We start from the raw sequence: 1,971 nt of genomic DNA on the forward strand, positions 1-1,971 counted from the left end.
CCACATCCTCACCCGGCAACGCCACCGCACCCCGCGTCAACACCACCAGACGAGCATCCGCGGCACCCTCCGCCAACCACGACTGCACCACACCCAGCACCCGAGACACCTCACCCCGCACGGCGTCCGCGCCGGTGTCGGCGGAGCCGGCCCGAAGGAGGGAGACGGCGGCGGATCCGGAGCCCGCGGCCCCGTCGGTGAGTTCGCCGACCGACATCTCCGGGGCCTGCGCGAGGGTCGTCTGGGCCCAGTCGATGTGGAACAGCGCGTCGGTCCCGGGGGCGCCCGACCGCGCCGCCGTCAGCTCACCCGGCGATACGGACCGAAGGGCCAGGGAGGCCACGGTGGCGATGGGCGCCCCGGACGCGTCGGCGATCTCCAGGGAGACCGCACCGCTGCCGGCGGGCGCGACCCGCACCCGGGCCGAGGAGGCCCCGGCGGCGTGCAGCTCCACACCGGACCAGGCGAACGGCAGCGCGGGGTCCCCCGAAGCGGGGCCGACGACGCCGATGGCGTGCAACGCGGCGTCGAACAGCGCCGGGTGCAGGCCGAAGCGGTCGGCGTCGGCACCGTGCTGCTCCGCCAGGCCCACCTCGGCGTAGACCTCGTCGCCGAGCCGCCAGGCGGACCGCAGCCCCTGGAAGACCGGGCCGTAGGCGAGCCCGGCTGTCGCCAGTTCCTCGTACATTCCGTCGAGCGGAACAGCCTCGGCGTTCTCGGGCGGCCAGACGTCCGCACCGGCGGGCGGCTGCGGCTCGCGTACCTCAACGGCGGCGACCTCACCGGTGGCGTGCCGGATCCAGGGGGCGTCCCCGACCGCTTCCTCCGCCCGCGAGTAGATGCTGACGGGCCGGAGCCGGGCCTCCTCGGCGGTACCGACGATGACCTGGATCTGCACGGCCCCGCGCTCGGGAAGGACCAGCGGGGTGTGCAGCGTCAGGTCCTGGAGCCGACCGCAGCCCACTTGGTCGCCGGCCCGGATGGCCAGTTCGACGAACCCCGTACCGGGGAAGACCACCGAGCCGCCGACCCGGTGGTCGGCGAGCCAGGGCTGAGTGGCGGCGGACAGCCGGCCGGTCAGCAGCAGGCCGTCCGAGTCCGCCAGCACGATGGAGGCACCCAGCAGGGGGTGGTCCGTGGCGCCGAGCCCCATCGAGAGCGGGTCGGCGGAGGTGCTCGATTCCGCCAGCCAGAACGGCTTCCGCTGGAAGGCGTGGGTCGGTAGGTCGATCCGGCTGCCGTCGGCACCGGCGAAGAACGCCCGCCAGTCCGGCGACGCCCCATGGGCGTGCAGCAGGGCGAGAGCGGAACAGAGCCACTGCTCCTCGGCGGTCTCGCTCTCCTTCCCGTGCCGTGCGGCCGGAACGACCAGCACGGCAGACGAAGCGCTCTGTTGGGCGAGGGCGGTGAGGGTGGTGTCGGGTCCGATCTCCAGGAACCGCGTCACCCCCTGCGCCTCGGCGGTGGTGACGGCGTCGGCGAACCGCACCGACTCACGCACCTGACGCACCCAGTACTCCGCCCCGAACACCGACTCCGACTCACCGGTCAGCGTCGAGATCAACGGCAACCTCGCCGGCTTGTGCTCCACGCTCTCCAGGACCTGCCGGAACTCCGCCAGCATCGGCTCCATCAACGACGAGTGGAATGCATGCGACACCCGCAGACGCGACGAACGCCAACCCCTCTCCCCACAAACCGACTCCACCCCCGCGACCGCTTCGACCGTCCCCGACACCACAACCGACGACGGACCGTTCACCGCCGCCACACCAGCGGCGTCCACACCGGTGAGCACCGCGACAACGTCGGCCTCGGCAGCGGCGACCGCGAGCATCGCCCCACCCTCGGGCAACGCCTGCATCAACCGGCCACGCGCAGCCACCACCGCACACGCATCCGCCAGACTCCACACCCCCGCAACATGCGCAGCCGCCAACTCACCAATCGAATGACCCACCAACACACCCG

Annotated in this window: 1 protein-coding gene; it reads right to left on the bottom strand. The window is 72.7% G+C overall.

The window, feature by feature from the left end; genetic code table 11:
- Positions 1 to 1,966: acyltransferase domain-containing protein (locus tag HCJ92_RS23840; RefSeq protein ID WP_338054361.1), on the bottom strand; the 1,966-nt coding region annotated here is incomplete at its 3' end.
- Between the last annotated feature and the right edge of the window lie 5 nt (positions 1,967 to 1,971).

The sequence above is a fragment of the Streptomyces spiramenti genome, assembly GCF_012034385.1.
GTDB classification, from domain to species: Bacteria; Actinomycetota; Actinomycetes; order Streptomycetales; family Streptomycetaceae; genus Streptomyces; species Streptomyces spiramenti.